The 23363-nt window shown below is 65.3% G+C and carries 28 protein-coding genes; 22 read left to right on the top strand and 6 right to left on the bottom strand.

Features of this window, described 5'->3' with window-relative positions:
- The first annotated feature begins 26 nt into the window (after window positions 1-26).
- From GQB03_RS19805 to GQB03_RS19830, 6 genes are all read left to right on the top strand, one after another.
- A complete protein-coding gene (locus GQB03_RS19805) occupies window positions 27-653 on the top strand; it encodes a flavin prenyltransferase UbiX (RefSeq protein ID WP_159693020.1) in 627 nt (208 codons plus the stop codon).
- Between the two features lie 70 nt (window positions 654-723).
- On the top strand, window positions 724-1650 hold the full coding sequence (locus GQB03_RS19810) for a diacylglycerol/lipid kinase family protein (protein ID WP_159693022.1): 927 nt from the start codon (window positions 724-726) through the stop codon (window positions 1648-1650).
- Window positions 1647-2474, top strand: coding sequence for a metallophosphoesterase family protein (locus GQB03_RS19815; RefSeq protein ID WP_159693024.1), 828 nt, complete (start codon window positions 1647-1649; stop codon window positions 2472-2474). Before GQB03_RS19810 ends, GQB03_RS19815 begins: the two co-directional genes overlap by 4 nt.
- A 64-nt stretch (window positions 2475-2538) precedes the next feature.
- Complete coding sequence (locus GQB03_RS19820) at window positions 2539-3144, top strand: LON peptidase substrate-binding domain-containing protein (protein ID WP_159693026.1); 606 nt, start codon at window positions 2539-2541, stop codon at window positions 3142-3144.
- Window positions 3145-3172: 28 nt separating this feature from the next.
- Window positions 3173-3673, top strand: coding sequence for a gamma-glutamylcyclotransferase family protein (locus GQB03_RS19825; protein ID WP_200832326.1), 501 nt, complete (start codon window positions 3173-3175; stop codon window positions 3671-3673).
- A gap of 146 nt (window positions 3674-3819) precedes the next feature.
- A complete protein-coding gene (locus GQB03_RS19830) occupies window positions 3820-4626 on the top strand; it encodes an alpha/beta hydrolase (protein ID WP_159693030.1) in 807 nt (268 codons plus the stop codon).
- A gap of 50 nt (window positions 4627-4676) precedes the next feature.
- On the opposite strand, the gene GQB03_RS19835 is transcribed toward GQB03_RS19830, so the two are convergent.
- Both GQB03_RS19835 and mutY read right to left on the bottom strand, forming a co-directional pair.
- Window positions 4677-5201 (bottom strand): peroxiredoxin, encoded by a 525-nt coding sequence (locus GQB03_RS19835; protein ID WP_159693032.1) that lies wholly within the window; start codon window positions 5199-5201, stop codon window positions 4677-4679.
- A gap of 105 nt (window positions 5202-5306) precedes the next feature.
- Window positions 5307-6359: an A/G-specific adenine glycosylase gene (gene mutY, locus GQB03_RS19840; protein ID WP_159693034.1), complete on the bottom strand. Its 1053-nt coding sequence runs from the start codon at window positions 6357-6359 to the stop codon at window positions 5307-5309.
- A 142-nt stretch (window positions 6360-6501) separates the two neighbouring features.
- On the opposite strand from mutY, the gene GQB03_RS19845 reads away from it, so the two are divergent.
- Both GQB03_RS19845 and GQB03_RS19850 read left to right on the top strand, forming a co-directional pair.
- Window positions 6502-6990 carry a flavin reductase family protein gene (locus tag GQB03_RS19845; protein ID WP_159693036.1) on the top strand — a complete coding sequence of 163 codons (489 nt, stop codon included), beginning with the start codon at window positions 6502-6504 and terminating at the stop codon, window positions 6988-6990.
- Window positions 6991-6996: 6 nt separating this feature from the next.
- The gene (locus GQB03_RS19850) at window positions 6997-7773 is read left to right on the top strand and encodes an alpha/beta fold hydrolase (protein ID WP_159693038.1); all 777 of its coding nucleotides are present in this window, start codon (window positions 6997-6999) and stop codon (window positions 7771-7773) included.
- A gap of 357 nt (window positions 7774-8130) precedes the next feature.
- On the opposite strand, the gene GQB03_RS19855 is transcribed toward GQB03_RS19850, so the two are convergent.
- Complete coding sequence (locus GQB03_RS19855) at window positions 8131-9678, bottom strand: Fic family protein (RefSeq protein WP_159693040.1); 1548 nt, start codon at window positions 9676-9678, stop codon at window positions 8131-8133.
- Window positions 9679-9838: 160 nt separating this feature from the next.
- Complete coding sequence (locus tag GQB03_RS19860; RefSeq protein ID WP_159693042.1) at window positions 9839-10513, bottom strand: hypothetical protein; 675 nt, start codon at window positions 10511-10513, stop codon at window positions 9839-9841.
- 804 nt (window positions 10514-11317) lie between these two features.
- On the opposite strand from GQB03_RS19860, the gene GQB03_RS19865 reads away from it, so the two are divergent.
- The 7 genes from GQB03_RS19865 (at window position 11318) to GQB03_RS19895 (ending at window position 16937) form a co-directional block, all read left to right on the top strand.
- On the top strand, window positions 11318-11938 hold the full coding sequence (locus GQB03_RS19865; protein ID WP_456064409.1) for a hypothetical protein: 621 nt from the start codon (window positions 11318-11320) through the stop codon (window positions 11936-11938).
- Window positions 11939-12109: 171 nt separating this feature from the next.
- Entirely contained in the window at window positions 12110-12322 is a 213-nt protein-coding gene (locus GQB03_RS19870; protein WP_011237237.1) for an AlpA family transcriptional regulator, read from the top strand.
- A 42-nt stretch (window positions 12323-12364) separates the two neighbouring features.
- The gene (locus GQB03_RS19875; protein ID WP_159693046.1) at window positions 12365-13234 is read left to right on the top strand and encodes a ParA family protein; all 870 of its coding nucleotides are present in this window, start codon (window positions 12365-12367) and stop codon (window positions 13232-13234) included.
- A complete protein-coding gene (locus GQB03_RS19880) occupies window positions 13218-13478 on the top strand; it encodes a hypothetical protein (protein ID WP_159693048.1) in 261 nt (86 codons plus the stop codon). Before GQB03_RS19875 ends, GQB03_RS19880 begins: the two co-directional genes overlap by 17 nt.
- Complete coding sequence (locus GQB03_RS19885; protein ID WP_159693050.1) at window positions 13471-15162, top strand: ParB family protein; 1692 nt, start codon at window positions 13471-13473, stop codon at window positions 15160-15162. The genes GQB03_RS19880 and GQB03_RS19885 overlap by 8 nt, the downstream gene beginning before the upstream one ends.
- 14 nt (window positions 15163-15176) lie before the next feature.
- The gene (locus tag GQB03_RS19890) at window positions 15177-15737 is read left to right on the top strand and encodes a DUF2857 domain-containing protein (RefSeq protein ID WP_159693052.1); all 561 of its coding nucleotides are present in this window, start codon (window positions 15177-15179) and stop codon (window positions 15735-15737) included.
- 3 nt (window positions 15738-15740) lie between these two features.
- The gene (locus GQB03_RS19895) at window positions 15741-16937 is read left to right on the top strand and encodes an STY4528 family pathogenicity island replication protein (RefSeq protein WP_159693054.1); all 1197 of its coding nucleotides are present in this window, start codon (window positions 15741-15743) and stop codon (window positions 16935-16937) included.
- A 60-nt stretch (window positions 16938-16997) separates the two neighbouring features.
- Here GQB03_RS19895 and GQB03_RS23355 read toward each other — a convergent pair whose 3' ends face one another.
- A complete protein-coding gene (locus tag GQB03_RS23355) occupies window positions 16998-17225 on the bottom strand; it encodes a type II toxin-antitoxin system RelE/ParE family toxin (protein ID WP_235027148.1) in 228 nt (75 codons plus the stop codon).
- 4 nt (window positions 17226-17229) lie between these two features.
- Window positions 17230-17490, bottom strand: a complete 261-nt coding sequence (locus GQB03_RS19905; protein ID WP_159693056.1) for a ribbon-helix-helix domain-containing protein — start codon at window positions 17488-17490, stop codon at window positions 17230-17232.
- 12 nt (window positions 17491-17502) lie between these two features.
- Here GQB03_RS19905 and GQB03_RS19910 point away from each other — a divergent pair, with 12 nt between their 5' ends.
- The 7 genes from GQB03_RS19910 (at window position 17503) to GQB03_RS19940 (ending at window position 23221) form a co-directional block, all read left to right on the top strand.
- Window positions 17503-17715 carry a hypothetical protein gene (locus GQB03_RS19910; RefSeq protein ID WP_235027149.1) on the top strand — a complete coding sequence of 71 codons (213 nt, stop codon included), beginning with the start codon at window positions 17503-17505 and terminating at the stop codon, window positions 17713-17715.
- Window positions 17716-17864: 149 nt separating this feature from the next.
- Complete coding sequence (locus GQB03_RS19915; RefSeq protein WP_159693058.1) at window positions 17865-18632, top strand: PFL_4669 family integrating conjugative element protein; 768 nt, start codon at window positions 17865-17867, stop codon at window positions 18630-18632.
- Window positions 18629-19177 (top strand): DUF3158 family protein, encoded by a 549-nt coding sequence (locus GQB03_RS19920; protein WP_159693060.1) that lies wholly within the window; start codon window positions 18629-18631, stop codon window positions 19175-19177. Before GQB03_RS19915 ends, GQB03_RS19920 begins: the two co-directional genes overlap by 4 nt.
- Complete coding sequence (locus GQB03_RS19925) at window positions 19174-19557, top strand: single-stranded DNA-binding protein (protein ID WP_159693062.1); 384 nt, start codon at window positions 19174-19176, stop codon at window positions 19555-19557. The genes GQB03_RS19920 and GQB03_RS19925 overlap by 4 nt, the downstream gene beginning before the upstream one ends.
- A gap of 183 nt (window positions 19558-19740) precedes the next feature.
- A complete protein-coding gene (locus GQB03_RS19930; protein WP_159693064.1) occupies window positions 19741-21762 on the top strand; it encodes a DNA topoisomerase III in 2022 nt (673 codons plus the stop codon).
- Window positions 21763-22552: 790 nt separating this feature from the next.
- Complete coding sequence (locus tag GQB03_RS19935) at window positions 22553-22804, top strand: hypothetical protein (protein WP_159693066.1); 252 nt, start codon at window positions 22553-22555, stop codon at window positions 22802-22804.
- 24 nt (window positions 22805-22828) lie between these two features.
- Window positions 22829-23221: a hypothetical protein gene (locus GQB03_RS19940; RefSeq protein WP_159693068.1), complete on the top strand. Its 393-nt coding sequence runs from the start codon at window positions 22829-22831 to the stop codon at window positions 23219-23221.
- Window positions 23222-23363: the final 142 nt, after the last annotated feature.

Consider the following 23363-nt stretch of genomic DNA (forward strand, 5'->3'; position numbering starts at 1 on the left):
GCCCTTGCCGCCGCGAGCCTGAACCGATGAGCCAGAAGCCCCCCACCATCACCGTCGCCTTTACCGGTGCTTCCGGCATGCCCTACGGCCTGCGTCTGGTCGAATGCTTGCTGGCCGCCGGCTGCCGGGTGTGGCTGCTGTATTCGCAGGTGGCGCAGGTGGTCGCCCGCCAGGAGCTCGACTGGGCGCTGCCGGGCCGGGCCGCCGAGGTCGAGGCCGAGCTGGCGGCGCGCTTCGCCAGCGCGCCGGACCAGCTGCGGGTATTCGGCCGCGAGGAATGGTTTGCACCGCCGGCCTCCGGCTCGAACCCGCCGGACGCGATGGTGGTGTGCCCCTGCACCATGGGCACGCTGGCAGCGATCGCCGCGGGCATGAGCCAAAACCTCATCGAGCGCGCCGCCGACGTGGTCATCAAGGAGGGGCGCAAGCTGGTGCTGGTGCCGCGCGAGACGCCGTTTTCGGCGATCCACCTCGAGAACATGCTCAAGCTCGCGCGGCTCGGTGTCTGCATCCTGCCGCCGAGTCCGGGCTTCTATCACCATCCCAGGACGGTGGAAGATCTGGTCGATTTCGTGGTGGCGCGGGTGCTCGACCAGCTCGGCGTGGCGCACCAGCTCATGGCCCGCTGGGGCGAGGCGCCATCCGAAGGCTGAACCCGTGCGGTGACCATGCTGTCCGAGTGCAGGTCTGCATGGATGCAGATTCAACAGGATCACCGATATCGTGTCTTCGACTCCTCTACCGGCTCTGCACCTTCTTGCCAACTGCGCTTCGGGTCAGGGCGTCGGCGCGGACATTGCTTCGCTGGCGGCGGAAGTCTGCGCTGAACGTGGTGCGCGCCTCGAGGTGCACCCGGTAGCGCGCCCGCGCGATCTCGAGATGGCCGCCCGTCGCGCTGCGGAGGCGGCCCGGACCGGCGGGGGCGTGGTGGTCGCCGCGGGCGGCGACGGCACCATTCGCGGCGTGGCACAGGTGCTCGCCGGCGGAGAGGTGCCGCTGGCCGCGGTGCCGGTGGGTACCTTCAACTTCTTCGCTCGCAATCACCACATTCCCGAGGAGCCGCGCGATGCGCTGGCGCTCGCCCTCGACGGCGTGCCGCAGTCGGTCGATCTCGGCGAGATCAATGGCCACGTGTTCCTGATCAACGCCAGCCTTGGGCTGTATGCCCGCGCCATCGCCGAGCGCGAGCAAAGCACCGCGCGTTTCGGCCGCAACAGGCTGGTGGTGGTGGCCTCGACGGTGATGAGCTTTCTGAAGGGTCATCCCGCGGTAGGGCTCGAGATCGAGGCCGACGGACAGATCACCAAGGTACGTACACCGATGGTGTTCATCGGCAACAACGCCCTGCAGCTGCGCGACGTGGCGCTCGATGTGGCCGAATGCATGCGGGCGGGCCGCCTCGCGGTGGTGGTGATGCGCCCGGTCGGCACCCTGGGCATGTTGCGGACTACCCTGAACGGGCTCATGCGCATGCTCGACCGCGACGAGAGCCTGCAGGGTTTCTGCGCCGACGCGCTGATCATCCGCCGCCGTCACTGGAAGATGACCGTGGCGCTCGATGGCGAACTCTTCCGCCTGCCCACACCGCTGTCGGTCCGCCGCTGGCAGGGCGCGCTGAGGCTCGTCAAGCCGCGAGGCGCCCCGCCATGACCGTGCGCATCCTGCATCTCTCGGATCCCCATTTCGGCACCGAACGCGACGATGCGGTGGCTGCCGTGAGGACTGCGGCACAGCGGCTGGTGCCTGATCTGGTCGTGCTGTCGGGCGACATCACCCAGCGCGCGCGCGACGCGCAGTTTGCCGCCGCCGGGCGTTTCATGGCGAGTCTCGGTGACGCACCGGTGCTGGCGGTGCCGGGCAATCACGACATCCCGCTTTTCAACCTGCCGCTGCGTCTGGTCGATCCGTTCCGCGGTTATCGCGCGCACTTCGGCCCCGTCCCGCCTCCGCCCCGCCATGTCGACCGGATCGTGGTCTCGGGGCTGGTCTCCTGCCCGGCCTGGCGACACAAGAACGGATCGCTGAACCCCGCCGCGCTTGCCGGCGCACCGCCCGGTGGAGATGCCCTGTTCAGCGTCGCGGTGCTGCATCATCCGCTCGATTGCCGCCTGCCCGAGGATGAGCACAATCTGCTGCGGGGTGCCGGTAAGGCGGTGCGGGCCTTGTGCGGTAGGGGCGTGGACCTGGTGCTGGGCGGGCATATCCACGATCCCTACGTTTCCACCACCGCGGCGCGCTATCCGGACGTGACCGCACCAGCGGTGCTGGCGCTTGCCGGTACCTGCGTTTCGCGCCGGACGCGTCGCGGTATTCCGAACTCCTTCAACCTGATCCGCTTCGAGCATCAGACCGGCGCCATCCTCACGGTCGAGCGGCACGACTATGATGAAACCGAGCGTCGCTTTCGGCTGGCGGCGAGCCTGCGCTTCGTACGAGGCGGTTGTGGCGGCTGGAGCGAGCTGGCGCGGCTGTGATCGAGCGCGCCATTTCCAGGAACCGGCGCCCCGGCCGAGCGGGGCGCGCAGAGCAAGGAACGTCATGTCAGCAACGCAAATCCTCCCGCTGTTCCCCCTCCACACCGTGCTCTTCCCCGAGGGGTCGCTGCCGCTGCGGATTTTCGAGGCGCGCTATCTCGACCTGGTGAGCCGCTGCCTGCGTGAAGACCGCACCTTCGGGGTCTGCGCGATTGCCGCGGGCTCCGAGGTCGGCAAACCGGCGCTGCCGCGGCTCGTCGGGACCGAGGCCCGCATCGTCCATTGCGACATGAACGAGCCGGGCGTCATGGAAATCGTGGTGCGCGGCGAGCGGCGCTTCGCCATCGAGGATCACGAGGTCGAAACCAATGGCCTGCTCGCAGGTGCGGTGCGCTGGCTTGCCGAGCCCGCGGCGAAACCCTATCCGGCGCCGCTGCGCGATATCCTGCCGCTCCTGATGCAGATCGTCGCCGAGCAGGGCGACCGTCTGCCGCCGCCGCATCGTTTCGACGATCCGGCCTGGGTCGGCGCACGCTACGCCGAGATCCTGCCGGTGCCGCTGGAAGCCAAGCAGGCCCTGCTCGAACTCGACGACATGTACAGCCGGCTCGAGATCATCCAGCGTTTCCTGCGCGAAAACGGACTGATCGCGCAACCGGCCGCGGACTGAACCGCCGCTCGCCGGAATGGGGAGCGCAATGCTCTACTTTGCCTATGGCTCCAACATGTCACGGCCGCGTCTCGAGGCGCGGGTGCCTTCGGCCCGTTTCGTCACCACCGCGCGACTCGACGGTCATCGGCTGACCTTCCACAAGGTTGGTGCGGACGGCTCGGGGAAATGCGATGCATATGCGACCGGCGATCCCGCGCATTGCGTGCTCGGCGTGGTATTCGACATCGCCGCGGCCGAAAAGCGGGCACTCGACAGGATCGAAGGGCTGGGGGTCGGCTACGTCGAAAAGGTCGTGCGTCTGCTCGATGCCGACGGGGCGAGCATCGAGGCCTTCCTCTACAGCGCGATCCACATCGATGCGACCTTGCAGCCCTTCGGGTGGTACAAGGCGCACGTCCTCGCAGGCGCACGAACACACGGCCTGCCTGCCGACTACGTGCGCTGGATCGAATCGGTGCCGGCGTGCGATGACCCGGACCTCGAGCGTGCGCAGCGCGAGCTGGCGATCTACCGGGTTCTTGATTGAAAAACCGGCATGCCAGAGCAGTGAATGCCGGCGCCGGGCGGGCCCATCTGGGATAATCATCCACTGCCGGCCGGTGAAAACCGGTCCTGCGCAACGACACCGCATGCGCATCTCGCAGAACTTCCGTAAACCTCCAAGGCCAGGCCATGAGCGCTCGACAACTCAAACTGCATCGCCACCCCGCCGACCGCCGCACGGCGGCCAGACCCCTGTTCTTCGTACATGGGGGCTATTCGAACTCCCGCGTCTGGGACGACAACTTCATTCCGTATTTCCAGGCGAACGGTTACGACTGTTTCGCGCTCGACCTTTCCGGTCATGGCGAGAGTGGCGGCCATGACAACCTCGACAGCTTCGGGCTCGCGGATTTTGCGGACGATGTCGCCGAAGCGCTCGAGCAGGTGGACGAAGTGCCGATTCTCATCGGCCACTCCATGGGTTGCCTGGTGTTGCAGCGTTACCTTGGCTCGGTGGCCGAGCCGAATGCTGCCGCGGTGGCCTTTCTCGCGCCGGTGCCGCCCAGCGGTACGCTCGGCTGCGTCAACCGGCTTGCCCTGAGTCAGCCGGAATTCTTCGAGGAATTGCCGAAAGCGGTGTCGGGCAATTTCGGCCCCAGGACCCTTGAGGTCATGGCCGCGGTGTATTTCTCGCCGGAGATGCGCAAGGAGGACACTCTCCGCTATCTGCCGATGCTCGAGGAAGAGTCGGATCGCGCGGTGGCCGAGATGGTCACGAATCCGCTACCGCTGTTCAGCCGCCGGCCGCGCATTCCGGCGCTGGTGATGGGCGGTTCGGCCGACGCGGTGTTCCCGGCCTCGATGCTGCACTTCACGGCGAGTATCTGGAACGCGGAGAAGATCGTCGTCGAGGGGGCGGGGCACATGCTGATGCTCGACCCGCAGTGGCCGGAATCGGTTACCGACCTGCGCGGCTGGATCGAGCGGCTCGACTGAACATTGCCGGACCGGGCCGGTGCGGCCCTGTCCGGCGGGAAGATGACCGCTCAGCGGCTCTTCAGGTAGTTGAGCATGGTGTCCGCGTCGGACACTTCGAAGGGGTCGGTCGGGCAGTTGTCCTCGAAGCCGTCTTCCTGGAAGAGCTGCTTGATCTCGCCGTCTTCGACATACATCGAATAGCGCCAGCTGCGCGGCCCGAAGCCGAGGTTGGACTTGTCGACCAGCATGCCCATCTTGCGGGTGAATTCACCGTTTCCATCGGGCAGCAGGAACACGTTCTTGGCGTTCTGGCTCTTGCCCCACTGGAACATCACGAAAGCATCATTGACCGACAGGCAGACCACCGCGTCGACACCCTGCGCCTTGAACTCTTCGTAGAGCTCTTCGTAACGCGGCAGGTGCGAAGTCGAGCAGGTCGGCGTGAACGCGCCGGGCAGCGAGAACAGCACCACGTTCTTGCCCTTGAAGATCTCGTCGGTGGTCAGGTCCTTCCATTCGAAGGGGTTGGGGCCGCCAAGTGCTTCGTTGCGAACACGGGTCTTGAAGGTCACTTTCGGAACACGATTGCGCATCTTGTTTCTCCACGTTGAGACCGAATGCAAAAGCGGAATCGCCGCGAGGATCGGCAGCGATCGACCCCGGCGATGATATTGTCTTTTTCGTTGCTCTGCACAAGCTCAGCCGGGCTGCGCTCCGGGCGGGAGCGCTTCGAGGATGCGTCGAATCGGCGCGGGCAACGCGGCATCGGCAAGGCACTCGAGTGCTTGCCACACCGGCCCGTCTTCACTGCAGTGCGGTGCGGCCATGTCCGCGCGCAGCAGTTCCGGACGGAGCTCCAGCGTAAAGTGGGTGAATACATGCTTCAGCCCGGCGAGGGCTTGCCAGCCGGAGATGCGCAGACCATAGCGTCGCGCCGCCCATTCGGCAGCATCGGCGTCCTCCGGAATCTCCGGCAGCGCCAGCAGGCCGCCCCAGATGCCGCTTGGCGGGCGTCGCTCGAGCAGTACCGCGTCGCCGTCGAGGATGACCGCGAAGCGTGTACTGCGCTTCGGTACCGCCTTGCGCGGTCGCGCGGAGGGCAACTCGGCCGTGCGACCGTCGCGGTATGCGCGGCACAGGGTGGCGAGCGGGCAGCGTCCGCAGGCCGGCTTCGAGCGGGTGCACAGCGTGGCGCCGAGGTCCATCTGGGCCTGGATATAGGTGCCGATGCCGGCTTCCGGCAGCAGACCCTCGGCCAGCGCCCAGAGCCGGTTTTCGATGGCCTTCTCGCCCGGATACCCTTCGACGCCGAACACCCGGCACAGCACGCGCTTGACGTTGCCGTCGAGAATCGCAACCCGCTCGCCGTTCGAGAATGCGGAGATGGCCGCGGCGGTGGAGCGGCCGATGCCAGGCAGCCTGGCGATCTCGGTCGCCGTGCTCGGGAAGCGTCCGCCATGATCTGCCATCACCTCCCGGGCGCACTTGTGGAGATTTCGGGCGCGGGCGTAGTAGCCGAGCCCGCTCCACAGCGGCATCACCTCCTCGACCGGCGCGGCTGCGAGGCTGGCCAGGTCCGGGAAGCGCAGCAGGAATCGCCGGTAGTAGGGGATAACCGTCTCCACCTGGGTCTGCTGGAGCATGATTTCCGAGAGCCAGACACGATAGGCGTCACGGCTGGCCTGCCACGGAAGGTCGTGGCGGCCGTGAGCGTGATGCCAGTCGATCAGGCGGGCGGCGAAGTCGGACATGGGGTGCGGCGAAGGCGGAAGATGGCGCACTCTAACCGATGCGCCGGAGCAAGTGACCGCAATGACGTCATGGTCGACTAGGCTCCCGCGACTGACGATAATGCGCAATTGGCGGAATGTCTCCGCGTACCCAGCAGATCAGATGACAGCACACAAGAACAAGGTGGATGTCCGCGCCTTTCGCAGCGCACTCGGAACATTTGCCACCGGCATAACCGTGGTGACGGCATGCACCGCCGATGGGCGCCGCGTCGGCCTCACCGTCAATTCCTTCAACTCGGTGTCGCTCGAGCCGCCGCTGGTGGTGTGGAGCCTTGCACGGAGCCTGCCTTTCGCGGCCGATTTCGAGAATTGCGAGTATTACGCGATCAATGTGCTGGCCGAAGACCAGCAGGATCTCTCGCAGCACTTCGCCTCCCGGCTCGAAGACAAGTTCTCCGGTCTGGGCTTCTCCGAAGGGCTCGGCGGCGCGCCGCTGCTCGAAGGCTGTTGCGCCCGCTTCGAATGCCGCAACACGGTGCGCCATCCGGGCGGGGACCATGTGGTCTTCATCTCGGAAGTCGAGCGTTTCGAGCGCAGCGAGCGTGCGCCGCTGATCTACCATGGCGGCGCCTATCGCCGGCTGGCCTGAGCCGCGATGCGTGCGCCGGCGTGGATTGAGGCCGGCCAAGGCGATACTGCGCTGCTATGCCTGCACGGGGTGAGCAGCAGCGCCGAAGTCTGGCGGCCGCTGCTGCCGGTGCTGGCGGCGCAAGGCCACCGGGTGCTTGCCTGGGACATGCCGGGTTACGGCAATAGCCAACCGCTCGCGCTTCTCGACTTCCCCCTCCTGGCCGATGCGCTTGCCCAACTGCTCGATGCAGCGGGGCTGGCGCGCGCGGTGATCGTCGGCCACAGCCTTGGCGGGATGATCGCGATGGAGTTTGCGGCCCGCCATCCGCAGCGCGTGACGGCGCTGGTACTTGCCTGCACCACTGCGTCGAGCGGCGTGGGTCAGGGCGCGGCGCGGGCGGCCTTCCTCGCTCAGCGGCTCGGTGTACTCGAACAGGGCGGCAGCATGGCGGCGCTCGCCGGCCGGGTCCTCCCCGCCATGCTCGGGCCACAACCGCCGGCGGGATTGCTCGGGCGCATGCGCCGGTTGATGGCTGCGATACCGCCCGCGGCCTATCGCGCGGCCGTCGAAGCACTGCCGGATTTCGACCGGCGCGCCGCACTGCCTGCCTTCGACTTTCCGGTACTGTGCATTGCCGGCGAACAGGACCGCATCGCCACGCCGCCCACCATGCGGCGCATTGCGGAGCGGATCGAGGGCGCGCGGTTCGAGGTGATGGGAAAGGTGGGCCATCTTGCGCCATTCGAGGACGAACCGTCGTTCGCGGCACTGATCGGGGAATTTCCGGGTGCTCGCTCATAGCGAGCGGCACGATGTGCCGGGGAGGTGGAGCGGGTGAAGGGAACGTGACACAGCACCCAACCCATTGATGTAAAACGGTTTCTTCCCGTTCGTTCAATGGGACATGACCGTATTATGTACCGCCCCTTCCCCCTCGGCAAGAATCGATGTCTGCAGAGATCTTCTGACGTCCATCCACTGCCACCAAGGTGAGTGCCGGAGTCACCAAGAGACTTGCCCACGACGCTCAATTGCGCTCGATGGGCCGAGCCAGAGCCATGGGTCACTCGTTCAGGAGGAGAGCGGCGCATTGACGGAACGCCTCCCGCAAAGCCTCTTCATCCGGGCCGATGGAACGAGTGTGGAATCGATGAATCGTCATGCGTTGTCCTCCTCCCCCGCTGGCAGGAATGCAGCCTGGATTGCTGCCGCGACTTGTGTGGCAAGATGCTCGTCCGCAAGTGCCGGGATTTCCTTGATCAGCTTGTTCGAGATCATTCCGCCGTTGTCCCGCACAGAGCGGATGATGCGATCGATGTCGCCATCGGGCCCTTCGATGACCTGCTTGACGCGCTCGCGCGCGAGCCGAAGACTGCGCAGATAACCCGCCTCCTTGCGCATTTCCTGTTCGATGGTGACGCGCACGACCTCGGCGAGGTATTCGACATGGTCCGTCATGTCCGGGTAACGCCAGGCGGGCAGCGCGTCCTGGTAGGCATCGAACTGGAGGTTGAAATGCACGCCGTCCTCGGCGACCTGTTCTGCGCCGAACGCCCAAGCATCGGCGTACTTGCGCATGAGCGGCTGCGAGAACAGCTCGAGCACGTGGTCGTACCCACGACGGTTGATCACCGAGCTGGTGATGGTCGCCGATACCGGCAGGATGAACGGTTCGGGAACCGCCCCATCGCGCCTGAGCACGTCGTTGATCAGAAAGCGTGAGATGCGCCCATTGCCGTCGGACATCGGATGGATGTAGACAAAGCCGAACGACAACAGGGCCGCTCGGACAAGCGGCGAGGCGCCGGCCGTTTGCCGGGCGCAGTCGCGCAATCCCGACAACAGCAGCGGAGCATCGTCCCAGTGCGGCGCGATGTAGTGCACGACCTCTGTGAACCCGTCCATCTCACCCACGAACACCGGCGATCGACGCACCCCGTAGCGGGTCGCTCTTGGCCCCAGGATCTGTGCCTGAAGTTCGCCCAATGCCGCCTCGGACAGCGGATCGTCGTGTCGGCCGCACCATCGCTCCATCGCTGCCGCGAAGCGCCGCACACGATCCACATGCTGCTCTTCGTGTTCAATTGCAAAGCTGGCTCGACTCTCCTTGATGGTCAGCCAGACCGCGCTGCGCTGCAGGACGTCTGCGCCGAACTCGACCTCCAGATCCGCAAGATGCTGAGCACAGTCGTACTGTTCCGCCTGCTGCACTCGGGCCGAGCGCAGCACCATGGGGCAGTAGTGGCGCGAGCCAGGCAGGTTGTCGCGTACGCGCCAGCGCTGGTTGTTGACCGGCTGGCGGGCCGTCAGGTAGGCCTCGCTGTCGAGCGCCGTCACGTAGTTGCCGGCGACCACCCCGGGAAAGTCCAACTGCCGACCGGTCAGGTACTCGTAGAAGAACCCGGCGCGCCGCGCGTACTGCCCCGTGGGCTCGGCGGCGACCCATGCTTCCAGTTCGGCGACAGGTGCCGTCTCGAACAGCCGCGACAGAAACTCCAGATGGACGCCTTCATGCTTGAGGGCGAAGGTCAGGTGGCCCGCCAGGGTCTCGGCCGGCCGAGCCGTAGGTGGATACTGTTCGTGGACGTAGCCGTCTTCGCGAACGGTCGCGCGCGACTTGGCGATGGCGCTGTCCGTGCGCAAAGCCTGCACAGTCGACACGCCATAGCGGTCCGCCAACCAACGATAACCGATCCAGTCTGACATTTAGAAAATAGGACCACACCCACAAAACGCCTAAGCTGTGGAAATTTTGATTATTTCATCGCTTATCGTCAATATTTTGATTAAAGACGGTGTGGATCTCCGAACCTCGCCCCCCAGATGGCCCAGACGCAGGTAGGCAGCGAGCTGAATCAAGCCCCAGCTAGCCATGCGCAATTTCCTGAACCTCGTCCAGGGCAGCCTCGATCACGCGCTCCGGTGCCGATGCCAGCAGATCCTGTGGCCGCTTGCCGCCCAGGAAGCTGTTGTCCGAGCGGAACCAGTAGGCCATGCCCCAGCCGTCCTTGTGCCCGGCGAAGGCCTCGATGATCTTGGCGAGCGCCTTCACCGGCCGGAAGCCGGCGTCCGGGTCCAGCCCGTAGCCCGGGAAGTAATCGACGCCCCCTTGGCTGATGGCGAAGATCAGCCCCTGTTTCTTCCATTTGTTGGGCTGGGCGCTGGGGTTGCGGGTGCTCAGTCCTGCCAGTTGTGCGATGTCGGCCGCGGTCAACCAGTCGCCGCTTTCCAGCACAGCCTTGCGCGCCTGCACCAGCATGGCCGCTTCCCTGAGCAGGCGGGGAGATGGTGGAGTGCGAGGCACCAGGATCTCGGCCAGGCGCTCGAGCGACTCCCGGTCATGGCGCTGCAGCAATACCTCGAACATTGAGGACGCCACGTTGGTGAAGTTCTCCGCCAGTGCCTGGAAGACGTTCGGTTTGATGTGGTCGAACGCAACCACCAGCACGCGGTCAGCATGCGATTTACCAAGACGAGCCTGCACCTCCTTCGGGGTGCCAACCAAAGTCGAGACTCCCGGATGGTCTGCAACGACGCTCATGGATGCTCTCCTCTTGAGGTTATCTAGGTTATCAAATTTGAGCATAGCGCTTATAGCCTAGAAAGTGCGCCTCCCGCTGCGAGGCCTGCGACCCTGGGTCGGAGAAGACGCACCATGAGATCCCGCCTGTCGTTTCCCCGAAGAATGGCCTGAGAAACGAGAGCTGCTTGTCCGCCTCGGCATCGATCCCACCAAGGCCACGCCCGTACTTTGGGACGCGCTGTAAGCACCATGATCCACGTGGCGCCTGCTTCTATTTTGGTCTGACAGCATTTCCTGCAGGTCTAAGCATGCGCACGGATACACCGGCCGTGCCTGAAACGCGCTGCATGGTGTCGACGGGAAAGCTCCTGGTGCGGAGGCAGATAGACCCCAGGTGGAACAGCTTATGCAAAACGGGTCTTGTCGAGTTTCGACGGAGCCGTGACCCTCATGTCTATCCAATAGGCATGCAAAGACGTCGCTGTCACGAGATTCGGCGCAGCCCCGTCCTGCAGTCAAGAGCGGATCGGACCCAATATCCATCTTTGCACATGAACCGCTTCGCGATGGTATGGCTGGGGCGACGTGATCGGTGTGCGAACGCGCGCGGGCCTTGACGCCCTCGGCGTTGTCAGCGCCGGGGACGCCCTGATCTGGAGGTGTTTTGGAAGATCTTCCTTGTAGGGAGCGGGATGTATGCACGACAGTCCACCTGTATCCAAGGTCTACTATCGACCGATCGAAGCGGCCATACGCTGGGCAGGCCTGCTGAAATACAAGAAAGACATCTTGCGCTTGATATCGTCACCACGACACTTGCCCATGACGCTCGACTGCCCAGGATGGGCTGAGCTAAGGCTATGCACCGAGCGTATTCACGATGCCATCTTCAATGGCGAGCTTCCATACGGACGTAATGGCATCACGCAGAACGACAAGGCGCTCTGGGATTCTCCCGACCTCACCATCAGGCACCTGGATCTCAAGCGCTGGATGCGGGACCACTACCCTGAAGAACGACCCGCCTTCCTTTTCAGTCGCCGCGAGCGCATCGCTCACCCTGTCATCACCTTGGAGACGGGCCAGGCAATGCTGGTCGAGCGGGAGGCCTTGAAGGCGGAACTGGAACACTGCCGGCGCCAGCTCCAGACGCTGCAGGAGCAGCATCACATCCTGTCGAAACAGAGCGAAGTGATACCGGCCTGCAACGAGTGCTCGATCACTGATCGCTCGGAATCCACCTACCAGCACATCATCGGCGGCATGCTTGACTTGATGCTGAGCCAGTCGCCGGCAGGCACTCCCTACTCGTGCTTCAGGACGCAGGAAGCGGTCGTGACCGCCCTGATCGCACATCACGGCGGCGTCATGGGGATCTCCGAGCGCACGCTGCACGGCAAGTTCGCGCAGGCGCGCCGAAAGATCCGCAGCTCGGTCTCGTAGGCCAATAGACCGACAGCCGTCACACCGCGGATACGCGAATCCAGCTACGCGCCGACTTGCAAGTGTGTATGTGCAGTCTCGGAAACTGCATTTGCAGTGGTTTCCGTCAATCAGGTCTATTTAATGAGGGTCACGCCAACGAACGCCACCGAGCGTTAAGGAGTGACCCTCATGTCGCAAACCCCAGCATTGCCGCCGGGCGAGCGCCGCATCCTGCGGCTCGACGAAGTCGAAGCCAAGTCTGGTTTCAAGCGCGCCCACATCTACAGCCTGATGAAGAAGGGGGAATTCCCACAGGCCTTGCGCCTTGGGGTCCGCGCGGTCGGTTGGGATTCGACCGAGGTCGACCTCTGGATCAGTGAACGCCTCAAGAACCGGGTGTGACCGGCTCTCCCACGGACCCTGAATACCCATGAGGAGAGCCTGATGCAGGTCGTATCCATCATTTCCACGAAGGGCGGTGTCGGCAAGACAACTACTGCCGCGAACCTGGGCGGCCTGGTGGCCGACGCGGGCTTGCGCGTGCTGCTGATCGATCTCGACGTGCAGCCTACGTTGTCGTCCTATTATCAGCTTGCGCACCGCGCTCCTGGCGGCATTTACGAGTTTCTGGCATTCAATGAGCAGCGCCTGGAGCAACTGGTATCGCGGACTGCCATCACCGGCTTGGACCTGGTTTTGTCCAATGACGACAGGGGCGAACTGAACACGCTGCTCCTGCACGCCCCGGACGGGCGTCTGCGTCTCCGCCATCTGCTGCCAATCCTGGCACCGCTGTACGACCTGGTACTGATCGACACCCAAGGTGCGCGCAGTGTGCTGCTGGAAATGGCGGTGCTCGCGTCCGACGTGGCGTTGTCGCCCGTGACCCCGGAAATCCTGGCTGCACGCGAACTGCGCCGCGGCACCCTGCAGTTGATCGAGGACATCTCCCCGTATCGGTGTCTCGGCATAGAGCCCCCGCCGCTGCATCTGCTGATCAACCGTGTGCATCCCGTTTCGTCGAATGCAAAGCTGATCCAACAGGCGTTGCGCGATGTGTTCGCCAGCCACGTCGGGGTGTATGTGCTCGACACTGACGTTCCTGCCATCGAGGCCTACCCGCGCGCCTCAACGAGGGGCCTGCCGGTGCACCGCGTCGAGTGCCGACAACCTCCAGGGCGGGTCGCGCCGGCGGCATTGGAGACCATGCGTGCCCTGGCAGGGGAGTTGTTTCCGGCGTGGCGCGAGCGCTTCGCGCGGGTGACAGGCAAGCCCAATGAGCCCAGGGGAGCCCGCCATGGCGAACGCGCATGAACTGGCGCGTGGCCGCAAGCGATTGCGCGCCCTGATCGAATTCGCTCTCGCGGAAGGGTGGCACGTCAAGCGAACGCCGGGAGGACATCTCAAGTTCAGCAAGCACGGCTGCGCGCCGATCTACACCAGTTCGACGGCCAGTGACCATCGGGCGAGCCTCAACGCCCGGGCTCAGATCCGGCGCGCCGATCGAGAAGCCCGTTGCGCCCTCGATGCAGCGGCGGAGGGCGGTGGGCATGGCTGACATGACGCCACGGGACATGGCGGACAAGTTGCTCGCTGCCGGGTTTCAGCGTACAGGTCCAACCGCGATGGCCTTGAGCGATCCGATCGCCGACACACCGATGATCGTGACGCTGGACCAGTTGCGCCCGTATGACCACGACCCTCGCGTCAAGCGCAATCCGGCATACGAGGAAATCAAGGCGTCCATCCGAGAGCGCGGTTTGGATGCGCCACCGGCGATCACGCGGCGCCCCGGCGGCGAACACTTCATCATTCGCAACGGCGGCAATACGCGACTGGCAATCCTTCGCGAGCTGTGGGCTGAGACCAAGCAGGAGCGCTTCTTCCGCATCTCCTGCCAGTTCCGCCCTTGGCCGGAACGGGGCGAGATCGTCGCCTTGACGGGCCACCTCGCCGAAAACGAGCTGCGCGGTGGCCTGACCTTCATCGAGCGCGCCTTGGGGGTGGAGAAAGCGCGCGAGTTCTACGAGCAGGAGATCGGCAGCACGCTGACCCAGTCCGAGCTGGCGCGGCGCCTGACGGGCGATGGCTACCCGGTGCAGCAGTCGCACATCAGCCGCATGCAGGACGCGGTGTGCTACCTGCTGCCGGCGATTCCGACGGTGCTGTATGGCGGGCTGGGCCGGCATCAGGTGGAACGGCTCGCGATGCTACGCAAGGCGTGCGAGCGCACCTGGGAACGGAGAGCGCTGGGCCGTCACCTCGCCGTGGACTTCGCCACGCTGTTCCAGGATGTGCTGTCGCAGTTCGACACGCAGCCGGATGACTTCTCGTTTCGGCGAGTGCAGGACGAACTGGTGGGCCAGATGGCCGAACAGTTGGAAGCGGACTACGACACGCTGAGCCTGGAAATCGGCGACAGCGAAAGCCGCCATCGGGCCTTGACCCGCGAGCCGGCGCCTGTGAGCCCGGCGGCGCCCATCGTGCCCGCGACGCCGAGGCCTGCATCGTCACCGCCGGCGGCGACACCTGCACAGCAGGCTGGAGCACCGGCTGGACCCGTTGCCGAGCTTCCCCCGCCGCAGACTGCTACGGCGCTCGCGCTTGGCAATGAGCAAGGTGAGGGAGAAAGCGCTGCACCTGTACCGGCCGACCGCGATGCGGAGCGCCTGCAGGGACACATCGTGTCTCCGGCGCTGACCACTGAACGCCTGCAATCCATTCAGCGCCTGGTGGCCGATCAGATGGGCGACAAGCTGCCCGACTTCGAGACTAATGCCTTGCGCGCGATTCCCGTGCAGGTCGGCGGGCTCTACCCCATCTCGGATGTCTGGTACATCGAACCCGGACTGGACGGGCCCGACCGGCTCCGGGTGCATATCGCACAGTTCGCTCGCGAGATCGCCGAGGAGGCGGCGATCGCCGAGCACATCGAGTCCAGTGAGAGCGGCATCGGCTTTATCTGTGTGACGACTGCCATTTGCCAGACAAAGGAATTTCCGGCCTTCGCTCGTGCCGTGCTGACGCTGCTGCATGCGCTGAGCGCAGCGCGGTCACCTGCGCCGGGGCTGGATCGTGAGCGACTGGCCAACGACCTGGCGCCGCTGCTGCGCGGAGGCGGAACGTCCATGCGCCTGAGCGACGCCGGCTTGGTGAAGCTGTTCCGACTGCTGCGCCTGGCGCGTCGCCTGCTGGACCTGGAGGCCGGTGTGGCATCCGTCGCCCCGGGCCACAAACCCTGAGGCGGGAGATCACCATGTCGTCACCCCATCCGCTCAATCAGGCCGTCATCGCCCAGGCGCTGCACGATCTGCGCAACGGCCAACTGCGTCGCTGCAAGGCGATGGGCTTTGGCGACGAGGAACTGGATGCGCTCAAGCATCCGGCGCTCGTCAGCGTGCTGGTCAACGCCACGGTGTCGTGGTGCTCGGTCTCCGTCAACCGCGAGGTGCTGAAACGGCTGCTGAGCCAGGTGCATGACGTGGAGCAGGAAATCGCCACGGTGGATCGTATGCTGCGCCTGGGCGCGAGCACGGAAATGGTCAGCCGCTTCTACGGCCTCACGCATCAGGAGGTCGCCCTGCGGCGCGATATCCTCGGACTGCCCAAGCGCAAGGGGCGGCATCCGGTGCTGGACGAGGCGCAGGACGCTGCCTTGTGGGAGCACTGGAAGGCTGGTATCACCGAGCGTCACATCGCGCTGGACGACGACATGGCGATGTTGGCGCTGACCATGGACCTCGCCGAGACCCTGACGCTGCCGATGTCGGTGATTTGGGCGGCGATACGGAACTGGATCGACCAGGGAGTCGTGTAGACCATGGCCACGGGCGGCGCGCCACGGCGCGATGGTCCCATGGCGCTGTCGGCGTTGTTCGACGATGCGCTGCGCGAGCTGGCACCGGACCCACGGTCAAGCCAAGCCGCGGCGCCCGCCGCCGATGGATTCCTCTACAGCGGCAACCGCCACGAGAGCGTACCACGGGCGCTGTTCCTCGACCGGCGCCTGACGCCGCTGGAGCGCAACGCCTGGCAGGTGTTCCGCCTGCAGCTCAACGACGACGGCGTGACGGCTTTCCCGACCTACGACCAGCTTCGGCCCTACCTGGCGTCGATGCCGTGTGGGGCGCAGGCATCGCACGAGACCGTCGCGCGTGCCCTGACGCTGCTGCGGCTGACGCGCTGGCTGAGTCTGGTGCGGCGACGGCGCGATCCGAAGACCGGCCGCATCCTGGGCAACCTCTATGTTCTGCACGACGAACCGCTGACGCCTTTCGAGGCGATGCAACTCGACCCCGACTACCTGGGTCTGGTGAGCCAGGCCCTCACCCATGCCGCCAAGGCGGTGCAGATCATCGGCATGCACACGCTGAAGGAAATCGCCGAAGACCCGCTGCTCAGTGGCCGCATGCTGCCGACACGCCTGCAGGTGCTCGCGCAGCGCATGGTCCGGCATGGCTGGATGCCAGAGACTTATCCACAGGATGATATTGGTCAAGATTCCGAAGAAGGCAGGGAGGGCTTGCTTCGGAATGCAGAATACCCGTCTTCGGAATCCGAAGCAGGACCAAAACCCGCGCCGGACGGCTCTCTTCGGAATCCGAAGGCAGACCGTACCGTACGTAAGGATCGTATAAATGAAGTACGTACGGTACCGCGCTCGAAGGCCCTGCAGCACCTGCGCCTGCCCGAGCGCTTCCTGCACCTGCAGGAGGAACAACAGGCCGGCGCGATGATCGCTTTGCAACAGGTGGACGAAGCCCAGCGGCAGGCGGTGCTCGACGAGTGGGCGGCGCGCTGCCGCGGCAGCACGGTGCGCAATCCGGCCGGCTATCTGTTCGGCATCATCCAGAAGGCGATCCGCGGAGAGTTCAAGGCTTGGGCTGGCGAAGGCGGGTCAGTGCCGCCGTCTCGACCCGCTGCGTCGGCGCCATCGCCCCCCGCTTCCCGTGCCGCTGACCCCGAGGTCGCGCGTGCCTACCTGGAACGGTTGCGGTCGATGATGCGCGATCCCTGATCGACCGAGCTATCCCCGGGGGATAGCTGGGACGGGCAGCCTTCCGGCGCACGCGGACGCTCATGCCGCCCCGTGACCAGCAACATGCCCACCCCCCTGAGGATCGCCGAAGCACCAGGCTGGAGCATGGGGTTGGAGCTTGTGCGTGTATTCGGCGTCGAAGGCCTCGAACAGACCGGTGATGTAGCGGTCGGCCTGCTGGGTGCCCCAGCGATCCCGCGTGTAGCGATAAATCTCGTCGAGCCGCCAGGACGCCGCCTCTTGGACGCAGACCTGGACCTCGGACACGCCGTCAGGTCCGGTTGCGCGCGATCACATCGGCTGCCGTCAGCGGCTTGTACGCCGATTCCGGCGCGGCAAAGGCGTGGGCCAGCTCGGTCTTGAGTCGCTCGAACGCCTCCTTCTCCGTGCGCTCCTTGTCGCGGCGGATCAGGTCCCGCACATATTCGCTGACGTTCTCGTAGGCGCCGTGCTCGCCCACGTTGGCGGCGACGAAGTCGCTGAGTGGGCCGCTGAGGCGAACCGTCATCGTCGTGGTTGTCGTTCGGGCCATGGCTGAGTCCTCTTGCCGCTTGATGTCTTCAATATAACCAACGCGACCCACCAGACGTCATCGCGGCCCATTCCGGCCGAATTCGACATCGACGGCTACTTCTTCCGCTATGAACGGCACTTCGTCTATTGGCGGTGGCTCTCGAACGGCGACATCGGCATCGTGACGATTCTGCACGAGCGGATGCACCAGATCGATCGCTTCCGGGAAGATTTCGGCTTGTGAACCGGGGGCGGCTATCCCCCGGGGATAGCTTGGACAGACCGCCTTCCAGCGCCAACGAACCGGGCAAGCGCCGAGTGCAGTTTGTTGACTGACGGCCTTCCGGCCCATCCCGATGCTGGCGACTCGTTCCTTCACCGCGAGTCGTCTCCATGGCCAACGAACCCCTGCAACTGAATCTCGGATCGCTGCGCAGCGCGATGTCTTTGACGCTGCACACCCACCACGCTTCTCGCATCTGGCACGGCCGCGCGCCGGCCGAGGGGCGCCCCGGCATCATCGGCCTCAACGGCTACATCAGCGCGATGAACAAGATGAAGCGCGGCGCCGAGCAGGACGATCCCTACTCGGACTGGTGGATGCTGCGCATCGAGGACAAGCTGGCCGACACCAAGACCCGTTTGCAGACCTTGCGCGAACAGGTGGACCAGACCCTGTCCGACGTGCCGCCCGCGTTGTCTCTGGGCGAAAACATGAACGTGCAGCCGGTCAAGCTGCCGCTGTTCGTGAACGCGCAGCTCGGTTTCATGGCGGTGTACCTGTTGGCCGACTACGACGATCTGGCACGCAAGCTGATCCTGGCGCATCACACGGCGCTGATCGACCGCAGCACTCTGGAACGCTGGCTCAACGACGGTGCGCATGCACTGCGCAGCCTGTTCTCCTTGGCACAGCAGTACCGCTACTCCGGCACAACGCGCGACGACTTCGCGGCGAAGAACGCCGCGGCGCGGGCGGCACAGGAGAAATTCGGCGAGCTGCCGCAGGATGTGCTGGAAGGCACGCGCCGTTCGCGCTTTGCGCCACCTATCGCGCGACGGGGAAACCGGTCCGAGGCCCCGGCCGCGGATGCCTCGGAGCCAAGCCTCGGCGATGGCGCAGCCGACACCCCGCTGCAAGACGAGGACGCCAAGGCATGACGGCGACGTCTTCTTCCGGCCGTCCGGCGCGCTTCATTGCGCTGGCACAGGCGGACTTCCAGCGGCTGGAACACGCAGGCTACCTAAAAGGCCTTTTAAAGCCTTTTAAAGGTAAGGGGAGTCTGGAGATCTGGGCCAGCCAGTGCATCTCGCTGCGCGACGGGTTGATCGCCCTGGCACAGCGGCAGGTGTTGCCCCAGGCACGGGCCTACCCCTTCAGCCTGCTTGACGTGCAACTGGCCCAGCAGACGACTGGCGCAGGGACGACTTTTCTGCGCTGGCGCAACCTCGACCGCTCTGCCATGGGCGTGGCCTTGTGGGAGGTGCTGCTCGCTCGCCCCGCGACACCGGCTTCGCTGATCGACGACCTGTACGCGATCGAACTGCAGCGCATCGCGCTGAATATGCAAATCAGCCTGACCCACAGCATCGCCCGCCACGCCCTGGAATGCGCCAGCAGGATGGAGCGGGCCGAGGCGACGTATCTGCGGCGTGCCCACGGGCATGACACATCCATTCCCACCACCCCCAAGGAGTCACCGTGAGCACGCACTTCGTCGGCGAGGGCAACATCGGCTCTGCGCCGGAGTATCGCGAATTCCCTAACGGCAATGACGAGCCGCGGCGGCTTCTGCGGCTGAACGTATATTTCGACAACCCCATCCCGAAGAAGGATGGCGAGTATGAGGATCGTGGGGGCTTCTGGGCGCCCGTGGAGCTGTGGCACCGTGATACCGATCACTGGCAGTCGCTGTACCAGAAGGGCATGCGCGTACTGGTCGACGGCCGTACCGTGCGCGACGAATGGGAAGACGCCGACGAGAACGAGCGCGTGACCTTCAAGATCGAGGCTCGGCGCGTCGGCATCCTGCCGTACCGCATCGAGACCGTGACGCTCGGCGCCAAGCCGACCGGGGGCCAGTAGCCGATCATCGAGGGCGGCTGTAGCAACCATCAGACGCCCGCTATGCGCCAACGATCTATCCCCTGGGGATAGCGCCAGTCAACAAATCGGTGCCAGGACGATTCCGCTTCCCTGCGGACCCCCGCGCTTGATCGGGACATGCTGCTGCTCATCCGATGAACAGCACTTTTCCGAGGAGAGCGCATGCGCGTGTTCCTGTGCGAGAAGCCTTCGCAAGGCAAGGATATCGCCCATGTGCTGGGTGCCAGCCAGCGTGGTTCCGGCTGCTACAGCGGCGCCGGCATCGTCGTGACCTGGTGCATCGGTCATCTGGTCGAAGCGGTTTCGCCCGAGGGTTACGGCGAGCAGTACAAGCGCTGGACCATCGAGCAACTGCCCATCCTTCCTGAGCGCTGGCGCGTCGAGCCCAAGGCTGCGACCACCGCGCAGTTCAAGATCGTCAAGCAGTTCGTCGGTCAGGCCAGCGAGTTGGTGATCGCCACCGACGCCGATCGCGAGGGCGAGATGATCGCCCGCGAGATCCTCGAGCTGTGCGGCTACCGCGGGCCGATCCAGCGCCTGTGGCTGTCAGCGCTCAACGATGCGTCGATCCGCAAGGCACTGGGCGCGCTGAAGCCCTCGGCCGAGACGCTGCCGCTGTACTACTCGGCCCTGGCCCGCTCGCGTGCCGACTGGCTGATCGGCATGAACCTGAGCCGGCTGTTCACCCTGCTCGGACGCCAGGCCGGCTACACCGGCGTGCTGTCGGTGGGTCGGGTGCAGACGCCGACGCTGAAGCTGGTGGTGGATCGCGACCGCGAAATCGCACGATTCGTCTCCGTTCCGTTCTGGGCCGTCGAGGTCACGCTGTCCCATGCCGGCCAATCCTTCATTGCAAATTGGACACCACCGCAAGGCTGCACCGACGATGCCGGCCGCTGCCTGCAACAGGCTGTCGCTCAGCAGGCCGCGGAACGCATGCGCGCCGCCGGCGGCGCCCAGGTGGTTTCGGTCGAGAGGGAGCGCGTACGCGAAGGTCCGCCGCTGCCGTTCGACCTGGGCACGCTGCAGGAGGTGTGTTCCAAGCAGTTGGGCCTGGACGTGCAGGAGACGCTTGACATCGCCCAGGCGCTGTACGAGACGCACAAGGCGACGACCTACCCGCGCTCCGACACGGGCTACCTGCCCGAGAGCATGCTGGCCGAGGTGCCGGCCGTTCTCGACAGCCTGGTCAAGACCGATCCCGGCCTGCGCCCGTTGATCGACCGCCTGGACCCGACCCAGCGCTCGCGCGCCTGGAACGACAGCAAGGTCACGGCGCACCACGGCATCATCCCGACGCTGGAGCCCGCCAACCTGTCAACCATGAACGACAAGGAACGGGCTGTCTACCGACTGATCCGCGCGCACTATCTGGCGCAGTTCCTGCCCCACCACGAATTCGACCGGACCGAGGCGCAGTTCGACTGCGGTGGGCAGTCGCTGCTGGCCGTGGGCAAGCAGATCGTCGTGGCCGGCTGGCGCCAGGTGCTGGCGGCGCCGGAGGAAAGCGATGCGGATGACGGTGACGCACAGCGCAGCCAGGTTCTGCCGGCGCTGCGAGCCGGCTTGTCCTGCCAGGTTGGTTCAGTCGATCTGAAGGCGCTCAAGACCCTGCCGCCCAAGCCCTACACGCAGGGCGAACTGGTCAAGGCCATGAAGGGCGTCGCCAGACTCGTCACCGACCCGCGCCTGAAGCAGAAGCTCAAGGACACGACGGGCATCGGCACCGAAGCCACCCGCGCCAATATCATCAGCGGCCTGCTCGGCCGCAGCTATCTGCTGAAGAAGGGCCGTACCATCCGTGCCTCGGATGCTGCCTTCACCTTGATCGACACCGTGCCAGCGGCCATTGCCGATCCGGGCACGACGGCGGTGTGGGAGCAGGCGCTGGACATGATCGAGGCGGGTCAGATGACGCTGGACACCTTCATCGCCAAGCAATCCACCTGGGTGGCCCAGCTCGTGCAGCAGTACCGCGGCGCGACGCTCGCCATCAAGTTGCCGCCATCACCATCGCCATCCTGTCCGCAGTGCGGCGCACCCATGCGCCAGCGCACCGGCAAGAGCGGAGCTTTCTGGTCGTGCAGCCGCTACCCGGACTGCAAGGGAACGCTACCGGTCGACACCTCGACAGGCAAGCGCGGTGCGCCGCGTAAGCTGCGTGCCTTCGCCAAGGCGTCCTGACGCCGACGAATCCCTGCGCCACGCCGGCCTTTTCCGACGGCGGGGCTAACCTCCCGCACTCCGCGGGACTCCCCAGCACATGCCTCCTTCTGCAACGGTGTGCGCGTCTCGCTGCCCCGCGACGGGTCCGCGAGACGAGAAGGCTGTTCCTCCGCGATTCGCGTTGGCCGCGACTCCGTTGATCGAGGCTCTTCTGTCGATGAGGAGGGGTCTCCTGACGCCTGGCCAGCCGGTGGAGCGGCGAGCCGTCAGGAGACCCCTCGGGTCGACGGTATTCAGCGCCGGTGCCCGCCGGCGGAACAACGGGCTCCCTTTGTGCGCGGATGTGTGCCGAAGGATGTCGACCCCAGCCACGACACGGGTCGGGTGCGATTGCTGACGCAGCGAGCGGCTTTGACGACGGCCGGGACTGCTACAGCCCACAGGTGGTTTCTCTCTTCTCCGGCTGAAGGCTCAAGGGCCTTCGGCCAGTTGGTCTTTGCCTGATCCCCATCGGCATCGCGCCGGCTCAAAGTGGCCTGGGTGCGATGCGCATTCCCCCAGGACACCCATGATGTGTGGCGTCCATCCTGCGGCCATGCGCTGCTGACTGCCGTCAGCACCATGCCCTGGCAGCTCCGGTCTTCAAGGCTGCAACGCGGTTCGCCGCGTCGATCGAACCAGTCCGCTTCGCATCGCCCACCGCGGACGAGCGTCTTCACGACGCCGATGCCGTTCGTGTTCAACCCTTCGGGAGATATCCGCTCCCGTCTGGGCGTGGGGCTCCCGGTCCTTCAACCAGGAGAGTCCCATGTCCCTTGCATCCGCATCAACGCCTCTGAGCGCGGTACAGGCCCGTGCCGAAGCCATTGGCTATCCGGCCCTGGCCTGCACGGGCAAGCACCTGCCTCTGCAGGTACTCCACAGCGCAGCCGGCCACTACATCGGCACCGCCGATGAAGACGGACCGGTGTCCCGAGAGTCCGTCGAGTACTTCCGCTCGCAGCACGCCGCCGAGCACGCCCTGGCAACAGGCCGCTGGCAGCAACGCATCCACCCCTGACTTCCACTCACCAGGAGCCATTTCATGAACCGGTCTTTGCCCCAGGACGTACTTGATCAGATCGCCGCGGAAGAACGGCATTTCGCCGAAGCACCGCAGGCCTTCTTCGAAGCGTGGAAGCGCGGTGCGGAAATCGCCGGCCCCGAATGGTTCGGCGACGGCACCCCCGAGGGCCTGCAGCGCGCCACCAGCAAGTGGGATCTGCGCCCCAAGGTGCTGTTGCTCAACGACGCCCTGGATGTCCTCAGCGGCGGCCAGCGCATGTTCCTGTCCGCCATGGTGAGCTTCTACAACGCCCGCGAAGGCGGCGCGATGCTCAAGCGTTGCGGATTCGAGGGGCTTTCCGATCTGGGAGGTCTTGATCTGGAGCGCCGCAAGGTCATCGCCGATCTGGTGCTGAACTACAGCGGCTGGTGATCCCGATCCGCTTGTTCGCCACCCGTTTCCTTTTCCACCCGCGAGGGACATGCGCCTCCATGCGGGGCCATGTCCCTTCTTGTCCTCGACATCTCTTCAAACAACACCCGCTGGGGCTTGCTCCCCGGCAGGGGAATGGGCT

Origin of the sequence: Cognatazoarcus halotolerans (genome assembly GCF_009800965.1) — a bacterium.
Taxonomy (GTDB): Bacteria; Pseudomonadota; Gammaproteobacteria; order Burkholderiales; family Rhodocyclaceae; genus Cognatazoarcus; species Cognatazoarcus halotolerans.